Annotated in this window: 24 protein-coding genes; 16 read left to right on the forward strand and 8 right to left on the reverse strand. The window is 62.8% G+C overall.

The features are described from left to right. Window positions 1-129: 129 nt before the first annotated feature. Both C482_RS07245 and uppS read right to left on the reverse strand, forming a co-directional pair. A complete protein-coding gene (locus tag C482_RS07245; protein WP_006166877.1) occupies window positions 130-501 on the reverse strand; it encodes a DUF7344 domain-containing protein in 372 nt (123 codons plus the stop codon). A gap of 126 nt (window positions 502-627) precedes the next feature. Next, window positions 628-1,605, reverse strand: coding sequence for a polyprenyl diphosphate synthase (uppS, locus tag C482_RS07250; protein WP_006166878.1), 978 nt, complete (start codon window positions 1,603-1,605; stop codon window positions 628-630). A 167-nt stretch (window positions 1,606-1,772) separates the two neighbouring features. On the opposite strand from uppS, the gene C482_RS07255 reads away from it, so the two are divergent. The 8 genes from C482_RS07255 to C482_RS07290 all read left to right on the forward strand — a co-directional run bounded on the left by C482_RS07255 (window position 1,773) and on the right by C482_RS07290 (window position 8,061). Next, on the forward strand, window positions 1,773-2,177 hold the full coding sequence (locus C482_RS07255; RefSeq protein WP_006166879.1) for a DUF5778 family protein: 405 nt from the start codon (window positions 1,773-1,775) through the stop codon (window positions 2,175-2,177). 101 nt (window positions 2,178-2,278) lie between these two features. Beyond that, window positions 2,279-2,818 carry a hypothetical protein gene (locus C482_RS07260; protein WP_006166880.1) on the forward strand — a complete coding sequence of 180 codons (540 nt, stop codon included), beginning with the start codon at window positions 2,279-2,281 and terminating at the stop codon, window positions 2,816-2,818. Window positions 2,819-2,923: 105 nt separating this feature from the next. Then, window positions 2,924-4,009, forward strand: a complete 1,086-nt coding sequence (ahbB, locus tag C482_RS07265; RefSeq protein ID WP_006166881.1) for a siroheme decarboxylase subunit beta — start codon at window positions 2,924-2,926, stop codon at window positions 4,007-4,009. Window positions 4,010-4,041: 32 nt separating this feature from the next. Next, entirely contained in the window at window positions 4,042-4,698 is a 657-nt protein-coding gene (locus tag C482_RS07270; RefSeq protein ID WP_006166882.1) for a precorrin-2 dehydrogenase/sirohydrochlorin ferrochelatase family protein, read from the forward strand. Beyond that, window positions 4,695-6,140, forward strand: a complete 1,446-nt coding sequence (hemA, locus tag C482_RS07275; RefSeq protein ID WP_006166883.1) for a glutamyl-tRNA reductase — start codon at window positions 4,695-4,697, stop codon at window positions 6,138-6,140. The genes C482_RS07270 and hemA overlap by 4 nt, the downstream gene beginning before the upstream one ends. Window positions 6,141-6,363: 223 nt before the next feature. Continuing rightward, window positions 6,364-6,645: a 4a-hydroxytetrahydrobiopterin dehydratase gene (locus C482_RS07280; protein WP_006166884.1), complete on the forward strand. Its 282-nt coding sequence runs from the start codon at window positions 6,364-6,366 to the stop codon at window positions 6,643-6,645. Between the two features lie 211 nt (window positions 6,646-6,856). After that, window positions 6,857-7,255, forward strand: coding sequence for an LWR-salt protein (gene lwrS / locus C482_RS07285; RefSeq protein WP_006166885.1), 399 nt, complete (start codon window positions 6,857-6,859; stop codon window positions 7,253-7,255). A 155-nt stretch (window positions 7,256-7,410) separates the two neighbouring features. Then, complete coding sequence (locus C482_RS07290; RefSeq protein WP_006166886.1) at window positions 7,411-8,061, forward strand: HAD family hydrolase; 651 nt, start codon at window positions 7,411-7,413, stop codon at window positions 8,059-8,061. 69 nt (window positions 8,062-8,130) lie between these two features. On the opposite strand, the gene C482_RS07295 is transcribed toward C482_RS07290, so the two are convergent. From C482_RS07295 to C482_RS07305, 3 genes are all read right to left on the reverse strand, one after another. Beyond that, entirely contained in the window at window positions 8,131-8,778 is a 648-nt protein-coding gene (locus tag C482_RS07295; RefSeq protein WP_006166887.1) for a helix-turn-helix domain-containing protein, read from the reverse strand. Window positions 8,779-8,983: 205 nt separating this feature from the next. Further along, window positions 8,984-10,930, reverse strand: coding sequence for a molybdopterin biosynthesis protein (locus C482_RS07300; RefSeq protein ID WP_006166888.1), 1,947 nt, complete (start codon window positions 10,928-10,930; stop codon window positions 8,984-8,986). A gap of 39 nt (window positions 10,931-10,969) precedes the next feature. After that, on the reverse strand, window positions 10,970-12,319 hold the full coding sequence (locus C482_RS07305) for a molybdopterin molybdotransferase MoeA (protein WP_006166889.1): 1,350 nt from the start codon (window positions 12,317-12,319) through the stop codon (window positions 10,970-10,972). Between the two features lie 150 nt (window positions 12,320-12,469). On the opposite strand from C482_RS07305, the gene C482_RS07310 reads away from it, so the two are divergent. The 3 genes from C482_RS07310 to C482_RS07320 all read left to right on the forward strand — a co-directional run bounded on the left by C482_RS07310 (window position 12,470) and on the right by C482_RS07320 (window position 15,995). After that, complete coding sequence (locus tag C482_RS07310; RefSeq protein WP_006166890.1) at window positions 12,470-13,006, forward strand: Hsp20/alpha crystallin family protein; 537 nt, start codon at window positions 12,470-12,472, stop codon at window positions 13,004-13,006. Between the two features lie 171 nt (window positions 13,007-13,177). Continuing rightward, a complete protein-coding gene (locus C482_RS07315) occupies window positions 13,178-14,707 on the forward strand; it encodes an ABC1 kinase family protein (protein ID WP_338043503.1) in 1,530 nt (509 codons plus the stop codon). Window positions 14,708-14,897: 190 nt separating this feature from the next. Further along, entirely contained in the window at window positions 14,898-15,995 is a 1,098-nt protein-coding gene (locus C482_RS07320) for an enolase-like domain-containing protein (protein WP_006166892.1), read from the forward strand. Between the two features lie 58 nt (window positions 15,996-16,053). On the opposite strand, the gene C482_RS07325 is transcribed toward C482_RS07320, so the two are convergent. Then, window positions 16,054-16,290 carry a hypothetical protein gene (locus C482_RS07325; protein WP_241431897.1) on the reverse strand — a complete coding sequence of 79 codons (237 nt, stop codon included), beginning with the start codon at window positions 16,288-16,290 and terminating at the stop codon, window positions 16,054-16,056. Then, on the reverse strand, window positions 16,287-17,102 hold the full coding sequence (locus C482_RS07330; RefSeq protein ID WP_006166894.1) for a hypothetical protein: 816 nt from the start codon (window positions 17,100-17,102) through the stop codon (window positions 16,287-16,289). Before C482_RS07330 ends, C482_RS07325 begins: the two co-directional genes overlap by 4 nt. Window positions 17,103-17,299: 197 nt before the next feature. Here C482_RS07330 and C482_RS07335 point away from each other — a divergent pair, with 197 nt between their 5' ends. Together C482_RS07335 and speB are read left to right on the forward strand one after the other, a co-directional pair. Then, entirely contained in the window at window positions 17,300-17,674 is a 375-nt protein-coding gene (locus C482_RS07335; RefSeq protein WP_006166895.1) for a translation initiation factor IF-5A, read from the forward strand. Window positions 17,675-17,678: 4 nt separating this feature from the next. Further along, a complete protein-coding gene (speB, locus tag C482_RS07340) occupies window positions 17,679-18,533 on the forward strand; it encodes an agmatinase (protein WP_006166896.1) in 855 nt (284 codons plus the stop codon). Between the two features lie 72 nt (window positions 18,534-18,605). On the opposite strand, the gene C482_RS07345 is transcribed toward speB, so the two are convergent. Beyond that, complete coding sequence (locus C482_RS07345) at window positions 18,606-19,517, reverse strand: acetamidase/formamidase family protein (RefSeq protein WP_006166897.1); 912 nt, start codon at window positions 19,515-19,517, stop codon at window positions 18,606-18,608. Between the two features lie 315 nt (window positions 19,518-19,832). Between C482_RS07345 and C482_RS07350 the strand changes: the two genes are divergently transcribed. The 3 genes from C482_RS07350 to C482_RS07360 all read left to right on the forward strand — a co-directional run bounded on the left by C482_RS07350 (window position 19,833) and on the right by C482_RS07360 (window position 22,746). Next, window positions 19,833-20,564 (forward strand): class I SAM-dependent methyltransferase, encoded by a 732-nt coding sequence (locus tag C482_RS07350; protein ID WP_006166898.1) that lies wholly within the window; start codon window positions 19,833-19,835, stop codon window positions 20,562-20,564. Window positions 20,565-20,636: 72 nt separating this feature from the next. Then, entirely contained in the window at window positions 20,637-21,410 is a 774-nt protein-coding gene (locus tag C482_RS07355) for a Nif3-like dinuclear metal center hexameric protein (RefSeq protein WP_006166899.1), read from the forward strand. Between the two features lie 286 nt (window positions 21,411-21,696). Beyond that, window positions 21,697-22,746, forward strand: coding sequence for a hypothetical protein (locus tag C482_RS07360; protein ID WP_083858591.1), 1,050 nt, complete (start codon window positions 21,697-21,699; stop codon window positions 22,744-22,746). Window positions 22,747-22,790 lie beyond the last annotated feature (44 nt).

Genomic DNA, 22,790 nt, shown 5'->3' on the forward strand with positions numbered 1-22,790 from the left:
TCGCTCTCACTTCTTCACTCGCTCTTCGCTTGCTATCGTCCCATTTTCGTTCACGCTTTGCTTTTGCTTTCGTTTCCGTTTCTGTTCTCGTTTCTGTTCTCGTTCCCACTCTCACAATTCCACCCTGACCTACGCAGTCGACTCGCTTCCGTCTGTAACGGACACCAGCAGTGATTCCGTCTGTGGGTGTTCGAACGCGACCACCGGATCGTCCATCCGGACGATCCCCGATCGCACATCGTACTCGAGTATCCGATGATCGTCGAGTTTCGGAAGAACGTTGTGGATGAGTTCTGTTTTGACCGTCTCGCGGGGGTCGTCATCCCACTGACTAGTGATTTCGGTGAGCCAGTCCACCGAAACGGGTCCTTCACACGCGGAAAGGGCGTGGAGTGTGACGCGCAGCCGGCCGTTCGCGAGAAGCGCGTACGCATCGTCGAGTGAGACGTCCGTCAGCCGTACGAACCGTTCGACGTCGACGGGAGCAGTGTGAGACGACATTCAGCTACTATTGTCATACTAATTAATAAAATACTTCTGGTAATATAGCTAACACGTCTGTGGCGGTAACTGGCCGCATATAGGGCGTGTCGGCCATCCGACGACTGGGAGGAAACAGCTGTCGACTCAGTCGGCCACCCGGCTACTCGAGTCCAGTCCGTCGTCGCTTGTCGTGTTTTCACCGGAGTCAGTAACGGCGGCCGTCTCCCGGTCGATGTCCGCAGGTCGTTCGCCAACCGGGAGTGAATCACGGAAGCGATTGACGATCGCCTGTGCGTCGGTCAGTTCGGGCTCGCTGACCGCCCCGAGCAGGGCAATCGCGCGCCGAGCGCGCGTGCGTCGCCAGGACTCCTTGCGGTGTTCGTAGGTTCGAATCCCGCGCAGGAAGTCGGCTTTCGAGAACTCGGGCCAGTAGGGCGTACAGAAGAACACGGCCGCCTCGTTACCGTTCGCGTGCCAGGGCAAGAAATTCGATGTCCGTTCCTCGCCGCCGGGACGAATAATCAGATCGACATCTCGAACCGGCTGGTCGTATAGCCGTTGTTCGATCGTCTCGACATCGATCTTGTCGGGGTCGATTTCGTCCGCGTCGACATCTCTTGCGACGCCGCGAGCGGCTTCGAGCAGCCGCGACCGACCACCATAGGCGAGTGCGATGTTGAGTACGAACTGATCGTACTCCTGTGTGCGGCGCTCGGCATATGCGACGGCGTCCCGGACGTGTTCAGGGAGCAGGTCGATTTCGCCGATCGCCTGGATACAGACCTCGTTGTCGTGCACCCGGTCGGCGTCGGCGAACTCGGTCAACTTCTCACAGAGCAGTTCGTACAGCGCCTCGCGCTGGTCTTCAGGGCGATTGAAGTTCTCCGTGGAAAAGGTGTACAGCGTCAACTCCTCGACGCCGATATCCTGGCACCACTCGAGTACCCGTTCGGTCGTTTCGGCACCGGCGCGGTGGCCTTCGTGGGGGTCGCCGCCGTGCTGGCGGGCGTACCGGCGGTTGCCGTCCTGAATCACGGCGACGTGGGTGGGTGCTCCGGCGATTTCACGGGAAAGCAACCGCTCGTACGCTGCATCGACGCGTCGACGAAACCACCGCTTCATCAGTCAATGAGACGGCATCGGGGACTATGTGTCTTGTGTGGTATTCTCCGACAGTGAATGTATGCGGTAGTATAACACATTCAGTCAGTGAACGGACGACTCGTTTCGGTTGAGTTCGCCCCGTCGAATCGTGACGGCTATCTGTCCGCACGTTCTCGACTCGCCCAATGAGTAACGCGATCGACGACGATCTGTACCAGCGGACCAGAGCGCTCCTCGAGCCGGGCGAAATCCAACTCAACGGCGCGATTATCCACACCGAGTACGACGGGAGCGAGGATGTCCAGATGATGCAGGCGACGATCGACGCCGGCGACATTATTGCGGGGCACTCGGGGTACGACCCGCAGGATTGCTACGTCTATTCGGGCAACGACGACACGGACTTCTCCTCGAATCAGCACCAGGGGCTCACGCTCGAGGACGAGGAGTTTGTCTGGGAGTGCCAGCAACTGCTTCGAAACGGCAGTTTCGACATCGTCATCTACTACGAGGGAAGCGCCGACCACGAGGCTATCCTTGCGGATATTGAGGAGCTTGGCTTCGACGTGACCGGCGTCAAGGGCGACTAAGTCGCTCGTTTTCGCGTTCGTCACCGAACAGTCTCCGAACCGGTTCACTGGCTACCGGCTTCACCCATATGTTTTTATCCCTACTATTCAATAGGTGATCTATGTCCCACCGGACGCGCACACTCATCGCAGCGGCTGGGGCCGCACTCGTTGGTTTCGTTTCCTCGCTTCTCGAGTTGTCACCAGGGTATGCAGCCATGCAACTCGGCAACGGACACTGGCAGTGGTTTCCCAGTCTAGGGTCGACGGCCGAAACCATCATGCTCTATCACGGGGTCGTTGACGTGAGCGTCTTTCTCCTCGGCATTGGCGGTCTCTTCGCTCTTGGTTACCGATTCGGTGTCCCACTCGAGTCCAGCACACAGTTCGGACGCTTTGGAGTGGCTGTCGGCCTCGGGGCGCTCGTTGGTGCGCTGGTGCCCGTTATTGTCGCCTTTGGTGCCACGCTCTTCGTCGGCGGCTCGTCCATCCTCGCGACGGTCGGTCAGTTGTACACGGTCGATTTCCCGTCGACGTTGCTGGCTGTGGGCCGCCCGTTCGGGTTCGGGATCCAGTCTGCGCTGATCGGCTGCGCTGGCGCGGCGCTCGGGACACTCAGTGATCGTGGTGGTGAGGCGATGCGAACAGGATCGGAGATATAGCGTCGATCTCGTCGCCGACAAACACAGGTCGCACCTGTGCAATCGAGCGCTGTCGATCAACCCAACCCCGAGTCGCTTATGCTCCGCCAGTCGTGACTCTCCAGTATGAACACCGACGTCGACCTCACGGATCGCGAGCGGGCCGTCGTCAACGCCTATCAGGGCGGCTTCCCCGTCGTGGAACGCCCCTTCGAACCCGCTGCAACCGCCATGCGCGATCGCGGGGTCGATATCGATGAGACGGAGCTACTCGAGACAATCCGCGACCTGGACGAGCGCGGTGTCCTCTCCCGGTTTGGGCCGCTGGTCAACGCCCAGGAAATCGGCGGCGCGGCGACGCTCGTCGCGATGCACGCCCCCGAAGACCGGTTCGACGAGGTCGTCGAGCAGGTCAACGCCCACCGTGAGGTCGCGCACAACTACGAGCGCGAGCACCCGCATCTGAACGTCTGGTTCGTCGTGAGCGTGGCAGACGAGCAGCGCGTCTCCGAGGTGCTCGCTGCTATCGAGGACGAAACCGGCCAGGAGACGTACAATTTGCCCAAGCAACAGGAGTTCCGCGTCGAGGCGAAGTTCTACGTGGACGGCCCGCTCGATGGGTCCAGTGAGAACGAGACGGACGCCGGCATCGATCTCACGGAACTGGGGCCTGACGTCCAGCTACGCGATGAATCCACGCTGTCGCCCGCCGAGCGCGACCTCGTCCTGGAGATCCAGGATGGACTGCCACTCACCGAGACGCCCTACGCCGAGGTGGCCGACGCGATCGGGCAGGAACTCGAGTGGATCCTCGAAACGGTCAAGCGATTCGAGCAGGAGGGGAAGATCCGCCGCATCGGCGTCGTGCCGAACCACTATGCACTCGGCTACACGGAGAACGGGATGACGGTCTGGAACGTGCCGGACAACCTCGTGGGCGAGGTCGGCCCCGAAGTCGCCTCGCTGCCGTTCGTCACGCACTGCTACGAGCGCCCGCGCCACGAGGGCGTCTGGCCGTACAACTTCTTCGCGATGACGCACGGCCGCAGCGAGGCAGAGAGCGACCGCCGAATCGAACAGGTCCGTGAGACCATGGCCCGCCACTGGGAGGTCACGGATGAGGACTGGGACTCGCTGTTCTCGACGCAGATTCTGAAGAAGACCGGGATCAGGCTCGACGAGCGAGCAGCCGCAAACACGCGGACTGAGTGACTGACGGGACAACTATTCCATAAAATCCATCGATGATTCCACTCCTCCACGACTTTGCCGACGCGACGGTCCTCATCTTCGGCGGCGGTCCCGTCGGCGCGCGGAAGGCCCGCCGATTCGCTCGAGAGGCCGAGGTGATCGTGGTTAGTCCCGACTTCAGCGAGCGTGATTTCAGCGGCGCAGCACGCTGTCGAGCCGCACCAGAGCCCGACGAAATTCCAAACTGGCTCGAGCGCACGACGCCAGCGCTGGTCGTTGCCGCGACCGACGACGAAGCAGTCAACGACGCAATCGTCACCGCGGCACGCGAGCGGGGGGCCCTCGTCAACCGAGCCGATCGGGCCGGTGACCGTGAGCCGGGCAGCGTCGTTGTCCCCGCCACGGTCCGTGAGGATCCAGTTGTCGTCTCCATCGCAACCGGCGGCACCGCACCCGCGCTGAGCAAGTACCTGCGACAGGAACTCGAGGAGGCTCTCGGGGGCGCGGGGGAAATGGCAACGCTCTGTGGCGAGCTGCGCGCGGAACTCAAGGCACAGGAGGTGCCACCGGCGCGGCGACGCGAGCACGTCACCGATGTCGTCAATTCTCCGGCGGTTTGGACAGCTTTACGTGCTGGAGATCCAAATGTTCGACAAGTGATTGAGGACGTGCTGGGCGAGGACTATCTATCGAGAGGTGAGCAGCGGTGATTCCGGCGGGCGTCGTCACCGCGGGCCGTGTGACTCACGAGAGCGGGACCGTTGACGATCTCGCAGCCGCGAGTCCGGACAGCCAGCAGGCTGCCGTCGCGGACCTCTGTTCGGCACCCGGAATCGATGAAGCCTACGTGCTCTCGACGTGCAACCGCGTCGAGGCATACGTCGTTTCCGCCGACCCGGTCATCGGCCGCACAGCGCTTTCTGAATTCTTCGCTGGTGTCGATGACGATGACGATGACCAGCGTCAGACAAGCGATGAACGGAACGGAACAGCAGCGGACACGAACACGGCCACTGCCCACGACCCACTCGTCATCACCGACCACGACGACAGCCTCACCCACCTGCTTCGCGTTGCAACCGGACTCGAGTCCGTTGTCCTCGGCGAAGACCAAATCATCGGCCAGGTCCGCACAGCATACGAGGACGCTCGCGCTGCTGGCGGTATCGGCACCATGCTCGAGCCGGCCGTCACGAAGGCGATTCACGTCGGCGAGCGGGCTCGAACCGAGACCGAGATCAACGAGGGCGTCGTCTCGCTCGGCTCGGCCGCGATCCGCCTTGCCGGCCAGACAGTATCGCTCGAGGGCGCGAACGCGCTCGTCGTCGGCGCAGGCGAGATGGGGCAACTGGCCGCACGCAGCCTCGCAGACGCCGATGTCGACGAACTCGTTGTCTCGAACCGAACCGTCTCGCGCGCCGACCACCTCATTTCGGAACTCGACCACGACAACGCACGCGCCGTTCCACTTGAGTCCCTCGACATGCTTGCACCGAGAGCGGATGTAATTGTGGCTGCGACTGGCAGCGACGAGCCGGTAATCGGTCGAGCGCACTTCGTCGGGACGGACGGCGAGGACGCGATGGATGGGGAAAACGCGACGATGTCCGAAGACGAACGCGTCGTCGTCGATCTCGGCCAACCGCGCGACGTCGATCCGGCGATCGACGCACTCGACAGCATCACCGTCTACGACTTAGACGACCTCGAGACGATTACCGAGGAGACCCGCGAGCAGCGCGCCGACGCCGCACGCGAGGTTGAGACAATGATCAACCACGAGTTCGACCTGCTCTGCGAGCAGTACAAGCGCGCCCGCGCTGACGAAGTTATCGCCGCGATGTACGAATCCGCGGCCCGGATTAAACAGCGGGAACTCGAGACAGCACTGTCCCAACTCGAGGACGAGTCGTTCACGCCGGCCCAGCGCGAGGTCGTCGAGACGATGGCCGACGCGCTGGTGAGTCAGTTGCTCGCGCCGCCGACACAGAGCTTGCGGGAGGCAGCAGCCGAGGACGACTGGAGTACGATCAACACTGCTCTACAGCTGTTCGACCCCGATTTCGGCGACGAGGATGGACCGTCACTCCTGGAGCGAACGCAGACTGCACAGCGCAGGGAGGCGGCGTTCGAGGCGACTGACGACGACTAGTGTGGGCTGATTTTGAGCCACTTGCTACATCGGACCGACAGCGGCCGAATCCGCGAGGTCGGCGCGACCGCAGTCGAGGCTTCGTGCCGACAAGAAGGACAAAGACGCTGCTACCAGCAGTCGCAGACGCACAGGACGCCCGACTGCAGACCGGCGACACCGAACGAATCTCCGAATCCGACATGGCACAATCGTTATTTGAGTGGGCTTCGTTCGAGAGACTATGGCTGATCTCTTGGCAGACGACGAAATCGAGGCACAGCTTCCGGACGAGTGGGACCGGGACGGCGATGAGATCGTTCGCGTATACGAGTTCGACGACTATCTCCGCGGCGTCAACTTCGCACAGATGGTTGGTGAGATCGCCGAATCGCAGTTCCATCATCCCGAGATCACGATCCGGTACTCGGAAGTCGAGATCCGGCTCACCTCTCATGAGGAAGGGGGCATTACGGATGCAGACACAGAAATGGCAGAGCTGATCGAGTCCGAACGTAACGCGTAACGCGTACCACAGTAGCGCGTACTGCGTACCACACCGCACACCGGTCCGCAGTTTTTTGACCGTATCCTGTGAGTGACCTCACTGCTCACTGCCCACTGCCCACTACTCTCGGTTCGTGTGTTCAGTCGTCAGCCGCGACCGCCACTGACAGCGCCACCAGTGGGTTGCCACCTCCATCATTGAGTAGCTGGAACGCGTCAGCAGACGTACGATGTACGGACAGTACGTCTTCAGGGTTCACGTTCGGCTTCAGCCCGCACAGCCCGGTATCTCGCTCGAGCCCGGAACGGAGACGACCACCGTTACCGTCACCCGCGAGGCATCGGAGCCGGGAACCGGCGGCTGGCGATTCTTCCGCGATACGCTCTGGCGCGGCGAGGTCGCAGACGAGGCCCACGCGCGCCGACTCGCTGAAGACTGGCTTGGTCTTCCCGTTGAGGACGTTTCGTTCAGTGAGTTGCAAGCCGACGAGGCGTACATGAACGCCCTGAAGGAGGAAATCGCAGATGATCTGACGGCGTTCAAGGCCGATACCGTCTCCGAAGTGCTCTCGAAGTACCTCGGCTCGAGTATCCGCGTTGTGGACAACCCAGACAGACCGTCTGAGTGATGGTTCGTTTCGTTGTTCCAGTTGCTTGCGCGCAGCCAGAGCATGTGGCACCACCAGAGCACCGACAGTAGCTAGCACTCACCAAGCTATCACCATTCACATCGTTCAGCGAATCGGTACACATTTACTCGCGAAAACCATACGTTTGTGTCCCGATGGCGACCCAGAACGTGCACGATCGCGACGAGTACGACTTCTGGCTGCTCGACCTCGACGGCACACTCGTCGACGTCGAGTGGTCCTACACCCGTGGCGTCTTTGACCGCGTCGGCGACCGCCTCGGCCGTGAGTTCACAGACCAGGAGGCCGACATCCTCTGGAACGGCCTGACCGGTTCGCGCGACCGACAGCTACTCGAGTGGGACATTAATCCACAGGAGTTCTGGGACGCGTTTCACGCCGAGGAGGATCCGCAGGTGCGGGCCGAGCAAACCTATTTGCACGATGATGCGGCGTTCGTCGCCGAACTCGATGCACCGGTTGGACTGGTCACACACTGCCAGGAGTTCCTCTGCGAGCCGGTGCTCGACAACGTCGGCATCCGTGACTGGTTCGACGCGCGGCTGTGCTGTACGGAGCAGACGGGCTGGAAACCGGACCCACAGCCGGTCCAGCAGGTGATGGACGATCTTGGCGTGTCAGGAAACGGCCACCGTGGCGTGCTTGCGGGCGACGGCGCGAACGACGTGGGTGCGGCCTGGAACGCTGGCCTCGATGCAATCCACGTCGAACGTGTCGGCCACGACCGCCGCGGACAGTGTGTCCTCGGTGATTATCGCGTCGAGACGTTCGACGACCTCTTTTAAGCGCCTTTCTCTCGCCAGATGCCACGTACCTGTACCGCGGACGACAGCGTGTCAACCTCCAGTCCACAGTCAGGACTGCTCAACGTGCTGTAACTCCTCGTTTACCAGCGTCTCGTACGCCCGCCGGAAGCGCTCGGAGAGCGCCTGGTGGGATATCCCCAGCTCGGCCGCCAGTTCCTCCATCGAAATACTCCGTGGGATCTCGAAGTAGCCGTACTCGAGTGCGGCCTCAAGCGCCTCCTGCTGTTCGGGCGTGAGGCGGGTTTCACCGCCATCGGACTGGGCGATATCAGTAATCCGCCGCAAGTCGACGTTGGTTCCCGACTCCGTCAAGCGGTCGTAGGAGTCGGTTAACGTTTCGCGGTCACGGTATCGCACTCTGGCTTGCCACCACCCGTCGGTCCCCCACATCTCGAGCAGTGAGCCGCCGTCGACCAGTAGCGTCTCACAGAGTTCGTCAGTGCCCCTACCGTCGACGAACTCCACGTCGAACAGCAATCTCGAATCTGACTCGACGAGCAGGTCATACTCGAGTACGACGGGGTCGGTGTCGAACGCGCCCATGGCCTGCTGGCGGTCGACGTTTGCGACCCAGAGGCAGGGTCTGGTTTTCGAGACCGACGACTCGAGTTCGAAGGTGATCTCGGGGGTGTGTTCGAACGCGGTCACGAGGGTGTTTTCAGTGGCCGGAAGCCGAAGCTCGGCTATCGTCGACATCACGCTACGTACATCGGCATCCCCTAAAAATAGCTGTTCACGGCGTGCTGACTGTCTTCTGTTAGGATATACACTACGCGGCTAGTTCGTTCTGGCTTGTGTTCGTTGGTGTTCGGTCCGGTCAGTGACCGACTGGCTCGGGAGGGCTCCCCCACGTCGGTTGCAACCTTCCCCACCCACAGCTACAGAGACACGATGCTCACAGCTACAGTCCTACGTCGCCCACAACACCCTCCGCAAGTACAGATTCGAGTTCCCGCACGCTCGCTTTGTCTTCCCGATCCGGGTTCACGAGCACGCGCATGGTCTGGGTTCCCACTGGGACGTACTCGAGTGAGAGCCGCTCCGCAGTGTCGCGCAGGCCGAGTGCGGCATCGGCAGTGCCTGCGATGACGCGTCTGGCGGGGCTCTCGTGGGCGCGCAGGCCGATGTCGAAGCCATTGATTTCGGTTGTGAGATCGTGCTGGTCGGCACCCCGCTCTTCCGCGAGGTCGGCAAGTGCTCGCTCGAGGCTCGTACGGAGTCCAGAGTCGGCGGTCCGGTTGACGAACTGCAGGTCTCGGTCAACCAGATCGTCGAGGCCGTCGATCTCGTCGGGATTGCCCGCGCGGACGATGAGTCCCCAGTCACGCTCCCAGCGACCGAGTTCGGTCGCCTCAAGCCCGTGTTCGCGCCCGATCGGCCCGGCAACAACGGCCACGTCCGGAATTTCTTCCCGGAGTCGCCGGAGGCCGGGCCGGGAGCCGACCGAGAGATATCGAGGGTTGTCGAGGCGGTCGAGCACACGGTTGAGTGTAGGATCGTCCTCGCCGACACCGAGCAGCGTTGGCGGGCGAACGTCGGGTGAGAAGAGCTGTACGTCGACGGGTTCGCCACGCTCGAGGTAGTCCGTCTCCGGGCCGACCTCGACGACGCCGTCGGCTTCGGCGAGGCTGGTCGTCGCGCCGCTGCCCTTGTCGACGGGGTAGACGAGGGTGTCGCCGTCACCAGCACCACCATCGTCACTGTCGGTGACGAGCCCCACCGGCATGAGTCGAAGTCGGCCCTCGCCGTAGCGCTCGTCGCGGGCCATTCGACCAGTAACGGTCGTCGATTCGGGTTCGGAAAGCCCAGCAGCCCGCCGGATCGCCGGCGCGACGAACGTCCGGAAGACCATCATCGCCGAGACGGGGTAGCCCGGTAGCCCGACGTACGCGGAGGAATCCAGTCGGCCGACGAGCATCGGCTTCCCCGGCTTGACACTCACACCGTGAAGCAGCAGTTCACCCTGTTCTTCGATGACGCGGTAGATTACGTCGACCGCGCTCGCGCTGGTCGACCCCGAAGAGAGCACGAGGTCACACTCCGCAGCAGCCTCGCGGAGAATCTGCTCCATCTCGTCCTGTTCGTCGCCCGCGTGCGGGTAGAGGACCGCCTCGCCGCCCGCGTCCTCGACGCCGGCCGCGATCGTGTAGCTGTTCACGTCGTAGATCTCGCCGCGGGCGCTCTCGAGTTCCCCGCCGGGTCGAACCAGTTCGTCGCCCGTCGAGACGATGCCGACGCGCGGTTTGCGCCGGACCGGCACCTCGTCGACCCCGAGGGCAGAGAGGAGGCCAATGTCCCGCGGTGTGATGTGAGTTCCAGGGCCGAGTGCGCGCTCGCCGGCGGCGACATCCGCGCCGGCGAACATGACGTTGTCGCCGGGAGCGACGGATGTGCGGACCAGTACTGTCCCGTTGCTCTCGTGGTCCTCGCCGCTCTCGCCGTTCTCATCAGTTCCACCGTTGACATCGCCACCAACGTCCGTCCGCTCCACCGGCACCATCGCATCCGCCCCATCCGGCATCACCGCTCCCGTCGAAATCTCGGCCGCCTGGCCGGACTCGAGTACAACTTCTGGCTCTTCGCCGGCGTGGACCACGCCGACCACGTCGAGTTCGGCAGGATCGGCCTCGTCCGCGCCGAACGTATCCCGTGCGTTGAGTGCGTAGCCGTCCAGACTGGCCCGATCGAAACCCGGTACGTCGAGTTCGGCGTCGAGCCGTGCAACCAGGACGCGGCCGCAGGCGTTCTCGAGTGGCACGCGTTCGACGCCGCCCTCGATCGACAGTGAGTCGATCGCCTCGCGGGCCTCCGTTGGGGAGGCGAGATCGCGAAACTCCTTGCGGTTCATACGAGCCCTTCGCAGGCGGACGGTAAAAACGTCAGTTGCTCACCGTCGGCCACAGCCGCCGGCGGGCTCCCAGTTTTCCACCAGAACTGTCTCTCCCTCAGGAATCCCCTCCCGATCATCATCGACGACGACCCAGCCGTCTGCGAGCGCGACACTCGAGAGGACTCCCGAGCCGCTGGCCCGGGTTGGTGTTGCGGTGAACGTGGGTCCGTCCGGTGCGTCACCGTTGTCATCGTTGTGCGTCAGCTGTACGCGGGCGAACGTTCGTGTGCCAGGTTCGCTGGGAATCTTGCGATCGAGTTGGGCCTGCGTCGTCGGATGCGGCTCCGGTTCGGTTCCGGTGAGCCAGTGAAGCACCGGCCGGAGGAACTGCACGGCGTTGATGATACAGGCGACCGGATAGCCTGGTAGCGCGAGGACGGGCGTGTCTTCGACGATGCCGAGACAGACCGGATGGCCGGGCTTGAGGCCGACGCCGTGGACGAGCACCTCACCGAGGTCGTCGATCACCTCGGGCAGCAGGTCTCGCTCGCCGACCGAGGAGCCACCGGTCGTCACCACAACGTCTTTCGTCAGGTCGCGCTGGATTGCAACGCGCAGGGATTCGCTATCGTCCGTGACGATGTCACGGTAGGTCGCGCGTCCGCCCCAGCGCTCGACAAGCCGCGAGACGGTGAGGCCGTTGGTCTCGATGACCTCGCCGGGGCCCGGATCATGTTCGACGACTTCCTCGCCGGTCGGAATGATGCCCACCGTCGGCCACGCCGCCACCTCGACCTCGGTGCGCCCAACCGATCGGAGCAGGCCAAGATCCGACGGCCGGAGTCGGTGACCGGCATCGTAGAGGTGCTGTCCTGCGCCGACGTCCTCGCCGACCGGTGCGACGTTTTCCCCCTCCGCGACGGCGTCGGTGATCTCGAGCTCCCCTGTCGACTCGACTGTCTCGACGTGCTCGATCATCACGACCGCGTCGGCCCCCTCGGGGAGTGCGCTGCCAGTGTGGACCCGCGTCGCGGTTTCGGGTGTGACGGGTGCATCGGTTACTGTTTCGTCGCCACGGCCGCCGTTCGACCGAAGTACCGCCGGCGAGCGCTCGCTCGCCCCGAACGTATCCGCAGCGCGAACGGCGTAGCCGTCCATCGCCGCCCGTTCGTAGTGTGGCACATTTCGTCCGGCCGCAACCGGCGCTGCGAGCACGCGACCGTCGGCGGACTTGAGTGGCACGGCGTCCGTGCCGGTCGGTGGCTCCGCGTCCTCGTCCTCGCCCTCGCCCTCGGTCCCCCTTCCGTGGCTATCGGCGATCGCCTCCCTGAGTAGCTGGCGCGCTTCCTTGACCGGGGTTCGGACCTTGAACCCGGCTTCGGTGCGCTCGCGGTCGGCTCCTTTCATATCCTGTAGCGGGTCGCGGGGCGTCAAAAGCGTAGGGGGAGGATCGTCGTCGTGTGTTTTTTCAGCAGGCGGTGGTGCGGGCAGAAGCTGGCTGCGGACGCGATGACCGCGACCGCGGGCTTTTTCGTATCGGCGTTCGAACCTGTATCTATGCCAGCGCTCCGCGACGCCCTGCGGGATCTTACCGAGGACGTCTTCTTCGATCTTCTCGAGAGCAATGACTCGTACCTGCTCGTGCTGGACGTGCCGGGAATTACTGCTGATTCACTCAACTGCGTCGTCGAGGACGGCCAGCTCGTGATCACGGCCCAGCGTGAGAAAGACACTCCTGATGGCTACCAGTATCTCGAGGAAAACCGATCCCTGCTGGTCGATATCGAACTCCCCCTACCAAACGATATCCAGACGACCATGATCGAAACGGACGCCGTCGTCGAGCGTGGAGTACTCGAGATCACGTTGCCAAAGGAAACGACCGAAGAGACGACGATCGACATTGTTGATGAGATCGGTGCCGACGGCGAAACTGATACCGACACCGACACTGACACTGACGCTGATACTAACGCCAAAACAGATACTGGCTCTGATTTTGAGACTGCGCCTGACACCGATACCGACACCAGCACTGACGCCGACGCTGACACCGATGCCGACACCAGTACTGACGCCGACGAACCGAGGTGACCGAGGCTGGGCTCTCTCCGTGCGTACAAACGATTCGTCCTCGTCGCCTGGCAGTTTCTCCCGCTGCTACTCGCGTATGCACGAGACCGCCGTCGCTTCCTGTTATTCGGCCGCTCCCGATCCGTCGACCCCGAAACCCGTCGCCATCGCGCGTCGGTCCTCCTCGAGTCGCTGCTGACGCTCGGCCCGACGTTCATCAAACTCGGCCAACTGCTCTCGACGCGTCCTGACGTGCTCCCACCGGCGTACATCGACGTACTCGCCGCGTTGCAGGACGAGGTGCCACCGGCCGAGTGGGACGAGGCAAGAGCAATCATCGAAGCGGACCTCGGCCCGATCGACGAGCAGTTCGAGTCGTTCGATACCGACGCGATCAGCGGTGCGAGTCTGGGACAGGTCTACCGCGCACAGCTTCATCCCGAATCGATCGACGACCGCGAGAACGGCGTCCACGAGGTCGCCGTCAAGGTCCGCCGCCCGGAAATAGAATCACTGGTCGAAGCGGACCTCCGCGTTATCCGCTGGTCGCTGCCGTTGTTGCTCTTTTTCGTTGATGAATCGCGTGCGTTCTCACTCGAGAATCTTGCCGACGAGTTCGCGAAGACAATCCGCGAGGAGATGGACTACGAGCGCGAAGCGGAGATGCTCGAGACCATCCGCTCGAACTTCGCCGGTGACGACCGCTATCGCACCCCGACCGTCGTCGAGAGCCACTCCGGAGCGCGGATTCTCACGATGGAGTACATTGCGGGGACAAAAATCAACGACGTGGAGGAGCTCGAGGAGCGCGGCATCGACCGCAGCGAGGTTGCGGAGAACCTCCAGTGGGCGTACATGCAGATGATTATGGACGACGGCGTCTTTCACGCCGATCCACACCCAGGCAATCTTGCCGTGACCGGCGAGGGCCGGATCGTCTTCTACGATTTCGGCATGTCCGGCCGGGTCGATGACTTCGTTCAAGAGAAGATCATCGACTTCTACATCGCCGTCGCTAACCAGGACATCGACGGCATTCTGGACGCACTAATCGAGGTGGGGACGCTCTCGCCCGATGCAGACCGCGGCGTGATGGCCGAGGTGATGGAAATCGCCATTCAGGACGCCCGTGGTGAGGATATCGAACAGTACCGGATCAACCAAATTGTTAGCCAGATCGAGGACTCGATCTATGTGTTCCCGTTTCGACTGCCGAAGAACCTCGCGCTCGTCTTGCGAGTCGCGACGGTCGTGGAGGGCGTCTGCGTCACGCTCGACGAAAACTTTGACTTCATCGAGACCGCGACGGCCTACCTGACCGAACAGGGATACCGCGAGGAGACGGCGCGGCAGTACGCCGCTGAGACAGCCCAGCAACTCCGCCGAACCGGCGAGTCGCTGACTAGAATCACGCCGAAAGCAGAGCGAACACTCGACCGACTCGACCGAGACGACCTCTATGTTCGTATCGGCGTCGAAGATCCCGACGGTGTGTTCGACAAACTGGCAAAACGACTCGTCTACGGCATGTTACTCACGATGTCGCTGTTCTCGATGGGCGTTCTCCACGCCCTCAACGCGCCCTGGGCCGCAATCGTCGCGGCCATCTTCTCGTTCTTCGTCGGAATCCAGCTCTATCGGACGTTCCGCGAACCGCGATCGATTCGTGCCCGCCCGCAGTTTACCAGACAAAGCATGCGAAAACGCAAGCGCGAGGAGTAGCCAGGCTTCCTTTCCTCTCTTGCTGTGTCGCTTCCCTGGGCACGCGATCACCGGTAACAACCATAACCGACCGCCTGAGTCATGACCGACACCACCGGTACCACCGTCACCACCAACGTCACAAACGCCACCAACGCCAGCACGCGAGAATTCCTCTAACGTTCTTTCCACTGGCCCCCGAAGGGGTGGTATGGACTCGGACCGGAACGCGGACTCACCACCAGCCCCGTCGTTCGACCCGCTCGCCGACCTGCCGCTCACCATCGAGCGCGTCTCGACAGCACGACTCTCTCGAGACACCTCGAGTGGCTTCACTCGCGTCACCACCGAACTCACGCTCGCCGGCAAGGGCGTCGAGGGCATCGGCGAGGACGTCACCTACGAAACCGACGACCACGACGAACTCGCCGCTTACGGCCTCCCCGACCTCACCGGCGAGTTCACACTCGAGTCCTTCTCGAAACGCGTCGCCGACCACGACCTCTTCCCGACTGCCCCCGACCGGGACGTTTTTCGAAACTACCGCCGCTGGGGCCTCGAGAGTGCCGCGCTCGACCTCGCACTGCGCCAATCCGAGGCGACGCTTGCCGCCGAACTCGGCCGCAAGCGTGACCCCGTCCGCTTTGTCACCAGTACGCGACTCGGTGAGCCACCGACGACGGACCGACTCGAGTCCCTCCGCGCGCAGGTCCCGGACATCGAGTTCAAACTCGACCCGACAACCGACTGGGACGAGTCGCTCATCGAGCGCTTTCAGGACTCCGCAACGGTCGGCACCGAAACGGTTCGGATTCTCGATCTCAAGGGCCAGTACGAGGGTACCGAGGTCGACACCCCCGCCGACCCCGCGCTGTACGAGTTGGTACTCGAGTCCTTCCCCGACGCACTCATCGAGGACCCCGGTCTGACCGACGAAACGGAGTCGCTGTTCGAGGACGAGGCCATCCGCAAGCGCGTCTCCTGGGACGCCCCGATCGAGAGCCTGGCGGACGTCGAGGCGCTGCCCTGGGAGCCCGACTGGCTGAACATCAAACCGTCTCGGTTCGGCTCGATTGCGTCGGTACTCGAGACGATCGCCTACTGCGAGGACCGAGGCATTCAGATGTACGGTGGCGGCCAGTTCGAACTCGGTGTCGGCCGCGGCCACATTCAGCTGCTGGCGTCGCTGTTCTACCCCGACACGCCGAACGACGTTGCGCCGGGGCCGTACAACGATCCCGACGTTGGCGAGGGGCTGCCGCCGAGTCCACTCGAGCCGCCAGCAGCGTCGGCAGGGCTCCGGTGGTGAGCTGTGACGGCTGGCATGCATAGGATGTTCGATACCGGGGACCTGGATGAGGGGGTGACTACCGAAGACAGCGCCCGAACAGTTCGGTCTCACACGTCGTGAGCCCGTACAGCGTGCGGTCAGTGTTCGCGTAGAGCCAGTCGTCTGCGACGGCGACCGAGTTCTCGAGTGAGTCCTCGGTGTCGTAGTGCGTGTGGACCGAGCCGGTCTCGCGGTCGACGATGGCTACGAAGTCAGCACGTTCTGAGCAGCACGTTAGTCGGTCGATTACCGGGGGTTGTATAGCGAGACTCAACACGGCTCCCACAGAACTGACGGCACTCCGCCTCCTCCAGCATCAGACTCCAGTTCCCGTTGTAACTCGTGGACACCATATCGCGACTCCGAACACAGCTGCTCGGCACACGTCACCGGCACCACGATGCGACGGCACTCACCCGACACGAGCAGGCCACTCGGCCCGAACGTTACCTCGAACTCATAATAGCGTACGCGTACGTCTCGCTCGCCCTCATCAAACGCACACTCGTCCCCCTCGAGTACCGGGTGGACTGTCTCGAGTGCAGCCGCGACGTACTCGAGTACCAGCCCCAGCCCAGGGGTGTCGGCTGTCCCGAGATCGATGCGGATGACTGGAATGATGGGAGTGGGCGTCCCCGCAACAGGAGCAGCGGGGTCGTCGTCGACGCGCTCGAGTCGTCGAACGGTCGGCGGCGTCTCGAGGTGTGAGCCGGTGCCGGGACCGAGTGCTGCGGCGAGGTGGTCGTCGAGGTCGGCAGCCAGCGACGAGAGCGGTGGTGACTCGCGGCGCTGGTGGTAGCGTTGCCAGAGCCAGCGTGTGATTCCGGAGACGATGGCGACGACGGCGATGGAGATGACGGCGACAGCGACAGTAGCGATGCCAACCGTCTCCAGTTCCAGCGTGAGTGTGTTCGACGGGATGACTCCCGAGGCGAGCAGGTCTCCAGGCGGAGAGGATATGCCCTGCCACTGGTACTGCCACTGGGCGGTGAACTCGGACCCGAACCCGAACCCGAGTTCGAGTTCGGGCCGAAACCCGTGTCCGTGTCCCAAGTGAGAGACAATACCACCGGTGACGCCGGTCATTGGGTCCCTGTTCGCGGGTTCACTCCGAGATAGTTTCGCTTCCGACAGCCGGTTTGGCTGGCGCGTTCCGGCCCGGTTCACCACGACAAAATTACCGATATCTGGTGGGAGAGTCGGTGTACGAGGTGTATAGGGATATCGGCTGTCGAAGCCGCCATTCCAAACGGTTTATGGCCATCGGTTGATTACCCCGGGACATGGCGAAACAGCAGCAAGAAGTTCGCGATCTCCAGGAAGGTAGCTACGTAGTTATCGACGACGCAGCCTGTAAGATCAACTCCTACTCGACGGCGAAGCCGGGGAAACACGGCAGCGCCAAGGCCCGAATCGAGGCCGTTGGCGTCTTCGACGGCAAGAAGCGCTCGCTCTCCCAGCCAGTCGACGCGAAGATCTGGGTCCCGATCATCGAGCGCAAACAGGGCCAGGTCGTCTCCGTCGACGGCAGCGACATGCAGGTCATGGACCTGGAAACGTACGAGACGATCACGATGCGCATGCCCGAGGATGTCGACGCCTCCCCTGACGAGAACATCGAGTACCTCGAGATGGAAGACCAGCGGAAGATTATATAAGTCGATGTTTCCCGGGGCGACTGACGAACGCGAGGCAGCCGACACGGCGGACACATCCGCCCGTGCGGACGCGAACTTCGTGGTCGTCGGCGCGCCCCTGGACGTGTCGACGACCTTTCAGCCGGGGACCCGATTCGGCCCGCGGCAACTGCGGACGTTTGCGGAGCCGTTCGACGACTACGACCATCGAACGGATCAGTACTTTTCGGACCTCGGCGTTCTCGACCACGGCGACGTTCGTGCGTGGGACGACGTGCCGGCGTATCTCGAGTGGCTCGAGGGAACCCTGCGCGATATCGTCTGGGACGACGCCGTCCCGCTCATGCTCGGCGGCGAGCACACGGTCTCGCTGGCTGGTGCTCGGGCTGTCGAGCCCGAGGTCGTCGTCTCGTTGGACGCCCATCTGGATCTCCGAGCGGACTACGACGGCAACCCGCTCTCACACGCCAGCGTCATGCGCCGGATTCTCGACGACGTCGACTCAGTCGAGGAACTGGTCGTCCTCGGTGCCCGCGCCGGCAGCGAAGCCGAGTGGGAGCGGGCCGCAGCAGACGACGTGACCATCGTTGTACCTGAGGATGTCGCTGACTGGGATGTCACTGAGTGGGTCGACGACCGAGAAGCCTACCTCAGTGTCGACATCGACGCCGCAGATCCCGGTTATGCGCCCGGAACCGGGACCACGGAGCCGTTCGGTCTCGAGCCGCGCGAGTTGCGCAACGTGGTTCGTGCCGTCGCGCCGCAGGCAACCGGCTTCGACGTAGTCGAGGTCAACGACCGCGACGATGGTCAGGCGGCCTCCCTCGGCGCGAAGCTACTGCGGGAGTTCGTCTACGAGCACGCAGCCGAGCGGCTGTAGCAAACTGGACCTCTCAGATCCGGCCCGACTGCACAGAACGCCGGTCAGACTGCACAAAACGCAGACCGACCGTCAGAACGGCGACGACAAATACTCCTTCGGAATCGAATTCCGCACCGTCACCAGCGGGTCAACAACCTGACTGATCTCCAGCCCACCGACCAGACTCGAAAACAGGTAGGCATCGGTCGTACTGATGTCGTGCTCCGCGGACAGCAGTTCGAGTGCATCTCGGTTGGCCAGTTCGCAGGCTTCCTCGAGTGTCTCCGCGTTGGCCAGCGGCTTCCAGGTGTCGGGCGTTTCGATCAGCGGGCGCTCGAGTTCCGTTTCGGGCTCGCTCAGCACCTCGACGGTGATATCGATGTCCGTCCCGATCTCCGCGCCGGTCCCGCACATCTCGCCGTCGGCCATCGCGGCCTTGCAGTCGCCCATTGCGAGCATGGCTCCCTCCTGAAAGACGGGGAGATAGACCGTGTTCCCGGCGGCGAGATCCGTCGTGTCGAGGTTGCCGCCGTGGTTGTGCGGGACGAGCGTCGTGTGTATTTCCGACTCAGTCGCGACCCCGATGGTGCCGATAAGCGGATCGACCGGGATTTCGGTGTCCACACCTTCGAACGAGAGGGTGCTGTCCTCGACGGATGTCATCCGCGTTTTTGGTGCCTCGATCCCCTCGTGACCGGCGAGCAGGCCGAACCCCTCGATGGAAATGACGCGGCCGTGTTCCTCCGTGAGCCGGATGTCCTCGATGTCGACGCGGAGGACGTCACCCGGTTCGGCACCTGCGACTTCGATGGGTCCCGTCGCGGCGTTGACCTCGTCGGGAACGGCTTCGATCACGTCCGAATCGGACTGGACTGCGCCATCGAGGCTGTCTCTGGTATCGATCGTCAGCTTCTCGCCCGATTCAACCGTTGCGATCGGTTCTAGCTCCGGCGTGAACTCGTAGATCGCGCCCTCCTCGTGACTGATCGTTCGTCGCGACATGACCATCGATACGAATGGTGTGGTTGTAAATCGCCCTCTCGCGGAAATTCGTGAGTTGAAGTGCAAGGGTGCCGGTGTGGTCTGCAGCGTGCGAGTGCAGGACCACAGGTATATGTGTCACGCGGGTGGAGGCTACTCGCGGACTGTTTGCGATGCGATTGCGGCGATAGATGCGGTACGGTCGCGGCGGTGACTGCGATACGGTTGCGGACACGATCGCGAAATCGGCCTGTCGGAGGCTGCGGCGCGCATACGTGACTGAGAGTCCGACCGGCGATGCGACCGCGAACGCGGCGATACGAACCTCGATCCATCATGAACGTAACCGACGTCCACGACCGCTGGGAATCGCTCTCGGGAGCTTACTCCCCCGAGTATTACGCCTACTACGGCCCGAATGAGACGAGCAAGGCCATTCGACAGACGCTGTCGGAGCTCGTCGATCCGGACGCGTCCGTCCTCGAGCTCGGCTGCAGTTCCGGTCGCCACCTCGCACACCTCCACGAACACGGCTACGAGAACCTCGCCGGCATCGACATCAACGAAGCCGCCTTCGAGGTGATGGCTCAAAACTCGCCCGACCTGTTCGAGGCGGGCACCTTCTACTGCTGCTCGATCGAAGACCTCGTCGACTCCCTCCCGACGAATCGCTTCGATGTCGTCTACTCGGTCGAGACGATTCAGCACGTCCACCCCGACAACGACTGGGTGTTCGACGACCTCGCTCGCATCGCCAGCACTGCGGTTCTCACGGCAGAGAACGAAGGAGATACTCCGAACGGAGAGGCTGGGTCCGATTCGACAGCGGAATCAGAGACAGAAGCAGAATCAAAACCAGAATCAAAATTAGAATCAGAAGAAGAATCATATCCGCCTTCGGGTCCAGACTCAGATTCCCCGCTGCGCGAAGTCCGCGAGGTCGACGGACTCCCACTGTACATCCGAGATTGGGAGCAGGTCTTCACCGACCGCGGCCTCCAGCCGGTCGACTGCACCGATACCGAAATCGAGCGCCATACGGTGCGTGCCTTCGATTGTCGGTCGTAGCTGCTCCCCTCACGGGACAGTCAGAGACCGTAGGGATACAAGCCCGCCGCGGAACAACGGACGCGTATGAGCATGGAACTCGCCGCCTTCGTCGACCGACTCGACGAGACGCTCGGAACCGCGGACTACGCCGACCTCGACGCTAGCGCGAACGGCCTACAGGTCGGACCAGACGAGGGAACCGTCGAGCATGTCGCGTTCGCCGTCGACGGCGTCCAGGAGACGTTCGAGCAGGCAATCGAGGCCGGCGCGGACGTACTGGTCACCCACCACGGCATCTCCTGGGGCGGCTTCGACCGCGTCACGGGGCGTACCTACGACCGCATCCAACCGCTGATCGAACACGACCTCGCGCTGTACGTCTCACACCTCCCACTCGACGGCCATCAGGAACTCGGCAACGCCGCCGGCGTCGCCGACGTACTCGATCTCGAGAACCGCCAACCGTTCGGTGAACTCGGCCCCGAGTACATCGGCCAGCGCGGCCGTGTTGCCGACTCCTGTTCGCCCACTGAGCTGCGCGACCAACTCGAGTCCGAACTCGAGACCGGCGGCCAGTCGGTACAGGTACTCGAGTTCGGCCCGGATGAAATCGAGGAGGTGGGGATCATCACAGGGAGCGGCACGGACTGGCTCGACGAGGCGGTTGAGGCGGGCGTGGATGCGCTCGTGACGGGAGAGGGCAAACAGAAGGCCTACCACGAGGCCCGGGAGGCGGACATTCACGTCGTGCTGGCGGGTCACTACGCGACGGAGACCTTCGGTGTCCGAGCAGTTCAGGAGCGCGTCGAGTCGTGGGACGGCGACCTCGAGACGAGCTATTTCGAGGTTCCGACCGGGCTGTAGGTGTCGACCGGGCTCTAGATGTAGGCTGTCATTGGCTGTAGTTGGGAGAGCATACGCTCGACTCGTGTGCTAGCGTTACGTCGAAGAGACGGGGACAGTCGCTGAGCCACACGATTCGGTTGGGCCGGAGTATACTGTCTGTAACGACTCGCGTACCGCGAAACTGTTCGACCACCGCTTTCGGTTGGCGCTGTTCGTCGTCGTGAACCGTGTGAACGCCGTCGATAACAATGGGTTATGGGCGCTTTCATTCGTGCGTTCTCGGGGCAGCTCCCGGGAGAATCACATGACTCAGGAGACCCCTTCCAGACGAGCGTGGTTGCGAACGGTCACCGTTACAGGCGCGGTGGTCGGGTCGACGATGGGCTCGCTCGCCGGCGTCGGTGCTGGCGACGACCGTACGTCGACGACCGCAACCCAGTGTACTGCTATTGACGAACCCGAATCAAACGGAGGCGGTGACCGCAAACGCGTCGACGAGACTGACAAGCCAGACGAGCCCAACGAGTGCACCCGGGCCACCCTCCCAATTCGACTCACACCCGCTTGCGTCGACGACACGCACGCGAACGCCGCCGCCATCTTCTGCGTGAGCAACGACCACGAAGACTCCGTGACACTCGAGTGGACCGCCGTCGATCCGCCGGCAAACCGGCTCGAGTTTGTCGACTGCCAGACGGTGCGCGCGGTCGGCGAGTTCACCGATCTTATTGTCACGGCCACGTTTCTCGGGACGGACGGCGCGCTTGGAAACGTTATCGAGCCAGTTGGTGGTGTTGGGGAAGCGGGCACCGATGGCGACCAAACGATCTGTCTCGCGGACCTCGAGCAGTTCCCCGAAGACGCGATCATCGCCAGTGTGGAGGCCTTCCAGAACGATCCCGTCGTCCCCGGTGCAGGTGAATTCACGGTCGCGAACCCGCAGTTCGCCGCTTGTTGGGGAAGTGGGAGGGACGATGACACCGAAGCAGAACCTATCGCACCGACGGGTGGCGGTATGCCACAGGAACAGATGACCGACACCGAGGCCGATACTGAATCCGAGACGGCAGCCAACTCCCGCTCTGGCACCCTTACTATCCCGCCTGGGTCCACCACCTGTTTCCCAGTTGCACTCGAGTCGGCCAGCGATCCAGTCCTGGTTAGGTTGGAACATGATGGCGAGCTCGTCGCCGAGCGTTCGAGTCTGCTCGACGTTTCGTGTCCGTTCCCGCTTTCTCTCCCGGTTGGCCGAACTGAACCGGTGACCGTTTCGACGGATTTGCTCGAACGGTTTCTGCCTTCAGTGGTCGCCGAGACGGATAATGTTGACCGCACTGTCGAGCGTCGGAACTGATCGACTGGCTAACTCACCGGTGAATACTATTTCATTCGCCGGAG

The sequence above is a fragment of the Natrialba chahannaoensis JCM 10990 genome (genome assembly GCF_000337135.1).
In the GTDB taxonomy this organism is placed as follows: Archaea; Halobacteriota; Halobacteria; order Halobacteriales; family Natrialbaceae; genus Natrialba; species Natrialba chahannaoensis.